Origin of the sequence: Serratia sp. (in: enterobacteria), assembly GCF_051654945.1 — a bacterium.
Lineage (GTDB): Bacteria > Pseudomonadota > Gammaproteobacteria > Enterobacterales > Enterobacteriaceae > Chania.
In genome coordinates this window covers 212,354-218,535 of sequence record NZ_JBOFZA010000028.1, presented here as the reverse complement: position 1 = coordinate 218,535, position 6,182 = coordinate 212,354, and the positions used below count along the sequence as shown (strand labels likewise).

Sequence of the window (6,182 nt, the reverse complement as noted above, 5' to 3'; positions counted from 1 at the left end):
TGATCCACCGCAGTACTGCCCATCAGGGTGCCGTTGTTGTAGACGTTGACGCTGACCACCCCCTCGGCCAGGCCGTCAGCGTTGATCCGCCCGGTATACGTCGGCTGCGCGTCGTCTGTGATACCGCCGTCGGCGATCGCGCCCTGAACCGGCCCGATATCGTCGATCAGCGTGATGCTGCCCGGTTCAAACACTGCCGTGCCCGGGGCAGTGCTGTCCACGGTGAAGCTCCAGCCCGCATCGGCGGTCCCGCTCACCTGCGGCCCTTCGTTACCGGCGCCGTCCACCGCCGCCACGCTGTATTCGTGGCTTGAGCCTTCTGCCAGCTCGCTGTCCGGGGTGTAGGACCAGCGGCCATCGGCCGCCACGGCGGCACTGCCGACCAGCGTGCCGTTGTCGTAGATGTTGACGTAGGCGATATCTGCCGTGGCCTGGCCGGCATAGGTGGGCCGGCTGTCATTGGTGCTGCTGCCGTCACCGATCAGCCCGGTGACCGGGCCGACATCGTCCATCAGGCTGAGGCTGCCGCCCACGATACCGGAGGTGAGGTTGTCTGGAACGGTAGCATCAATCGTAAAATTCCAACCGGCATCATCCGTACCACTTATCTGCGGACCTTCGTTACCGGCTTTGTCTACCGCTGCCACCGTGTACTGATGGCTGGAGCCTTCATTAAAGCTGGTTGTTGGCGTGTAGCTCCAAGTGCCATCACCGTTTACCAGAGCGCTAGCGATCTGAACCCCGTTATCGTAGATATTCACATGATCGATATCCGCTGTGGCCCGGCCTGCATAGGTGGGACGGGCATCATCCGTTGTCCCATTATCGGGGATCATGCCAGTTACCGGGGCGAGATCGTCGGTCAGGCTGATACTGTCACTCACAATGCCGGAGGTTTTATTATCAGGAGCAGTACTGTCAACTGTAAAATTCCAACCGGCATCATCCGTGCCACTTATCTGCGGACCTTCGTTACCGGCTTTGTCTACCGCTGCCACCGTGTACTGATGGCTGGAGCCTTCGTTAAAGCTGGTTGTTGGCGTGTAGCTCCAAGTGCCATCACCGTTTACCGGGGCGCGACCAATCAGAACCCCATTATCGTAGATATTGACATGATCGATATCCGCTGTGGCCTTGCCAGCATAGGTAGGACGTGTATCGTTAGTGATACTGCCATCTTTAATGATCCCAGTGCCTGGCTCAACATCGTCAGTCAAGGAGATAGAACCAGCAATAACGCCTGATGCAGAGTTATCAGGTGCGGTAGTATCAGGACGATTAATGTAGGTTGGGGGAGAAACATTGCCCGCAGGATCTTTTGCAACAATGGAAACATCGTTACCCCCTTCTTCTACAGGGTTTGGTTCGATGCTCCAGTTACCGTTGTTATCTGTGATAACAGTCGTTGTATCTCCCGTTTTGGGATCGGTAACGCTGATCGTTGAGCCGGGTTCAGCGCTACCAGCCAGACGATTATCATCATTCACCGTCACGCTTGGCGCATCTGGTGCCGTGGAATCTTTAAAATTCTCTACTGCAGTACCAGAATTACCATTGGGATCCGTCACCGTAACGGTAATCGTTCCGTTTGGTTGTGAGGATGGTGCTTCAATAGACCAATTACCATTCGCATCAGTCTGGGTAATAATAGTTGAACCATCAGGCAAAGTGATAAGCACTTTTGAATCAGGGCTGGATGAAGTACCTGAAATTTCCGGGCGCCCATCTTTATCAGCATCCATGACAGGATGGATCACTACTTTCAATGCAGGATCTGGAGATCGACTGTCTTCATTTTCATTGCTTAAAGCATAAGCAGCGCCAGCGACGCCAACAGCACCCGCCCCAAATAACAAGAAGGGCAACCAGGCAAAATTATTGCTGTTAGCGACTGGATCAGCAATTGCTGACCCCTCTCCCCCTAAAACAACTTCGCTGACGTTACCGTCAGCAAGAAGAGGCGTATAATCGTTCACATCACCCGTGGTGGGAACATATTCAAAATATTGCCCATTTTCAGCCAGGCCGATTAAATGAACGTCTTCATTTTCATAATAACCCTCAAGGATGATGTCCGCAGACTTATTTTCATCCTCATCGAAGATAAGAACCAAGTTCTTACCAACTCTTTTGGTCATCACCACTTGCGGTGCGCGACCGGTATTTATATCTAATAACTCAATATTAAACTCACCATTCGAAGGAACTTTTATCGTGGTGACGGCATTAGCCGTATCTACCTCATGAGAAGATAGAATTCCCTTCACCCCTCTAACATTTACTTTTACTATGGTTTCCATTTTTTGTTCCTTACGTACTCACAACATTATTATGTGTAAACAGCTTATTAACCAGTGACGGCTATTTAATTAACCTTTGTTACTTCCCTTTATGACTTCTTTTAATTCCATAGACTTCTACCTCAACGCGTCTATTTGGCTGATTACACTCAATAATGTCTGCACGGTTGCTGAATTTTCCTTTACAATCAGCAACCACTGGTTTTGAGCTCCCAAGCCCCTGGAAACGAATGGTGTCTACCGGTAACCCAGTTGAGAGCAGTTGATTAACAACGGTGCTGGCCCTTTGTTCAGATAACATCATGTTATGACTCGCGTTACCCATTGGATCCGCGTAACCATTCACAACAATTTCGTTAATGGTTTCAAAATCAAATGAGATTTGCGTAGCCAGAGATTTCAGGTTAGCGGCAGCGCCAGGTAGTAATCCTTTTTCATCAGAACGGTCAAGTTTAAATAGCGTAGAGGCACTAATATTATAAACACTCGAAGGACAATTCATCTTGCTTGTTAAACGAGAAACCGTGTGATACTGAACCTTAATATTTTTTACATATTTCATTGCTTGTTCAGCATCAACCCAACGCCCCAAGACTTGATTATCATCGTCAATCACTACCTGGTAAAAATAGACATTCCCTGCCTGCAAATCAGGAGAATTGATTATGTCATTCCGTTCATAGGCAACTGCAAAATTTTTCTGGTCACCTAGAAGGGCGAGTAACGAAATGTTACCAGGACAAACAGAAAATCCGGCGGCTTGGTGCTCCGAAAGCAAACTCGCATGGTATTGTTTATTCACAAATATATTTATCGGCTGAGTTTTATCATTTTCTCTTTGCAGGCGAAAAACCACTACGCGCGCGCTCGCGCTCTCTGGCTCCCATTGATTTTGAGTAGCCGGGACATCCATGATCCACGTCGTTTTTGTTCCATTAGCGTATACAGGGAAAAAGCCTAAAAGTACTGAGCACGCAACAAATAAGAATATGATTAATATAGTTAATTGTTTCGTTTTCGATAAAATCATACACTAATCCTTTAGTTGAAGTTTATATAAGCTACCACTCGTCCTATCACCGTAATGTTTCTTTATCTTTACAGGTGAAAGTTCTAAACAAATCCGCGAACTAAATTTACTTTGCAATCAAAGTTATATTTTACCTTCCCCCCTACTCACAGAATGCTTCTCAATAATTAAACCTCCGCATCTGCAACGGTTCGGATAACAACAAACTCTTTACAAAAATAATTAATCACATCCAGCCCCCCTTCACTTCACGCTAAAAAAAATGACCAATACCCATTTCGCATCGAATTTATTAAAGGCCAAAATTATTGTCAACAGGATATAAATAATGAGTAAGTTTATTTAATGGGATTACTGTTCATTATCAATAAGAAGAATCTCAAGAAATTTAAACCAGCGCAGACGGAACCACTACATGATAAAATCACTATTCAATTAAAAAATAAAAGAATTTAAGCAGGAGAACGATAAGAACATTATAAAATTGGAAAGGTCAAAAAACGGACTCTTGTGACTGGATAGTTAAGCAAAAAAATAAAGAATATTCTTAAAAGCAGCTCGGACTGCTGATAAAGCTAGGCGACATCACCTTGCCTGGGCCAGATAAAGTGGCCCTGATGAAGACGACGAAGACACAGCCAAACGCCGTGCTTGTCCCAGCGCAGGAGTTTGATGCGCGAGCATGCCTTGTTGCAGAAGACAAAAGCGGCTTCCCCCCTGCCAAGTTTGGTGCAGGTGGCCGGGTTTAAATCGTGTTGCTGACAATAGCACTTTTTAATTAATCCGCTCTGTTGCCAGGCGTCGAGATGGCGTTGCCATATTTCACCTCATTGGTTGTATTGACTGAGGTCAGCATGCAATAGCAATGTTTCGCTAACAAGATGAGATCATCGAACGCTTACGATTTTGTAGTACGTCTGAAGGGCTGCAATCGCTGTTTCCCCTCATCCCAACCTTCTCCCAAAAGGTGAAGGAGCTGCAACGGTGCCGTAATCGACAACAAAATGGCACTGTGCACAGGCAAACTTCAGCAATCAATAGCGAACTCGATCGGTCTCCTCTCCCTGTGGGAGAGGGTTAGGGGGCAGTTACTGATTTTCCTGGCGTGCAAACAGACGCGGGATCTCGCGCAGGAACCAGGACTTGGCCTCGCCCATGCTGTCGCGCCGCCAGGCCATGATAATGTCCGCCTCACGGCTGTATTCCGGCCCCACTACGCGCAAACGCCCCTGCTCGATATCCTTCTCCACCATCTGATAAGGCATGGTGGCCACCCCTAGCCCGGCCAGCAAAGCACGGCGCTTGTCCTCAATGGTACTCACCGTCAGACGTTGCTGTTTATCCAGCAGTTGTACCGTCAACACCGGCCGCTCACGCGCGGTGTCCGCCACCGCAATCCCACGGTATTTAACCCGGGTCAGTTCAGACAGCGGCTCCGGTTCCAGATGGATCGGATGCTCCGGCGCGGCAACGTACACGCTCATCACCTTGTACAGCTTACGGGTATTGATTTCAGAAGAGGCACGAAAGTGCATATCCGGCGCAATCACGATGTCGGCCCGGCCCTGCTCCAGGCGCTCCCACGCCCCGGCCAACACCTCGGTAAAGATCGACACCTGGGTATTGGCCTTCAACGCCAGTTTATCGACCAGCGGAAACAGCTTGTAGGCAGGGGATAGCGCTTCGCTGACGATGGTGAGATGGGTTTCCCATCCCCGCGCCAATGCCTCTGCATCGGTCGTCAGCTTGTCCGCTGCCTCGAGCAGTACGCGGCCACGCTCAAGCAGCATGCGTCCCACGTTGGTGAATTTGGTGCGATGCCCGGAGCGGTCAAACAACACCACATCCAGTTCTTCTTCCAATTTTTGCATGGTGTAGCTGAGCGCCGAAGGCACTCGCCCCAGCTCATCGGCGGCGGCGGCAAAGCTGCCACGGCGGTCGATCGCATCCATTACCCTAAGCGCTTCAAGCGTTAACGCCCGATCTCTGGCCATCGAAACTCTCTTTCAGGAAATTTGAATATTCCGACCAGATTAACTGGCTAACAATCCGGCGTCCAGATGCTTACCATCAGGATAATGAATTTTGAGAGCCGATTGCCATGATCACATGCAGAACAGCACAACAATGCGGGCAAGCTGACTTTGGTTGGCTACAGGCTCGTTATACCTTTTCCTTTGGCCACTATTTTGATCCCAAGCTGATGGGCTACGCCTCGTTGCGGGTGCTCAATCAGGAGGTATTGGCACCGGGTGCCGCCTTCCAGCCACGCGCCTATCCCAACGTGGATATCCTGAATCTGATCTTGCAGGGCGAAGCCGAATACCGGGACAGCGACGGCAACACCGTGCGCGCAGCGGCTGGGGAAGCGCTGTTGCTGGCTACGCAGACGGGGCTAAGCTATAGCGAACAGAACGTCAGCAGCACCACGCCACTAACACGGATGCAGCTGTGGCTGGATGCCTGCCCAGAGCGCAGTAACGAGCGCGTGCAGCGCCTGAGCCTGGCAGAACAGCCCTATACGCTGCTGGCTTCGCCAGATGGTAGCCAGGGCAGCCTGCAACTGCGCCAGCAGGTCTGGATCCATCATTTGAACTTGCCTGCAGGTGCACAGCAGACGCTGAACCTGCACGGGCCACGCGCCTACCTGCAATCGATCCACGGCACCGTCGAAGTGAATGGCGAACATAATGACAGCCAACGCCTGACCTGTGGTGACGGTGCGTTTATCCGCGAAGAAAACCGCCTCACCATCCAGGCCAAAGCGCCGTTACGTGCATTGCTGATTGATTTGCCGATCTGACAAAAAAGAAAAACCCCGCGCGACTCTCGTCACGCGGGGTTATCTGTAT

The 6,182-nt window shown here is 50.2% G+C and carries 4 protein-coding genes and 2 pseudogenes; 1 reads left to right on the top strand and 5 read right to left on the bottom strand.

The window, feature by feature from the left end; translation table 11 throughout:
- From ACRDCA_RS03375 to ACRDCA_RS03355, 5 genes and pseudogenes are all read right to left on the bottom strand, one after another.
- On the bottom strand, positions 1-2,300 hold a 2,300-nt coding region (locus ACRDCA_RS03375), incomplete at its 3' end, for an Ig-like domain-containing protein (RefSeq protein ID WP_438688295.1).
- A 79-nt stretch (positions 2,301-2,379) separates the two neighbouring features.
- Positions 2,380-3,330 (bottom strand): OmpA family protein, encoded by a 951-nt coding sequence (locus ACRDCA_RS03370; RefSeq protein ID WP_438688294.1) that lies wholly within the window; start codon positions 3,328-3,330, stop codon positions 2,380-2,382.
- Positions 3,331-3,914: 584 nt separating this feature from the next.
- Positions 3,915-4,050: pseudogene (tnpB, locus tag ACRDCA_RS03365) on the bottom strand (IS66 family insertion sequence element accessory protein TnpB); the annotation flags it as partial.
- 56 nt (positions 4,051-4,106) lie between these two features.
- Positions 4,107-4,151, bottom strand: a pseudogene (locus ACRDCA_RS03360) (hypothetical protein); the annotation flags it as partial.
- A 267-nt stretch (positions 4,152-4,418) separates the two neighbouring features.
- Positions 4,419-5,324: a LysR family transcriptional regulator gene (locus ACRDCA_RS03355; protein WP_438688293.1), complete on the bottom strand. Its 906-nt coding sequence runs from the start codon at positions 5,322-5,324 to the stop codon at positions 4,419-4,421.
- 107 nt (positions 5,325-5,431) lie between these two features.
- Here ACRDCA_RS03355 and ACRDCA_RS03350 point away from each other — a divergent pair, with 107 nt between their 5' ends.
- Positions 5,432-6,133, top strand: a complete 702-nt coding sequence (locus ACRDCA_RS03350) for a pirin family protein (RefSeq protein ID WP_438688292.1) — start codon at positions 5,432-5,434, stop codon at positions 6,131-6,133.
- Positions 6,134-6,182: the final 49 nt, after the last annotated feature.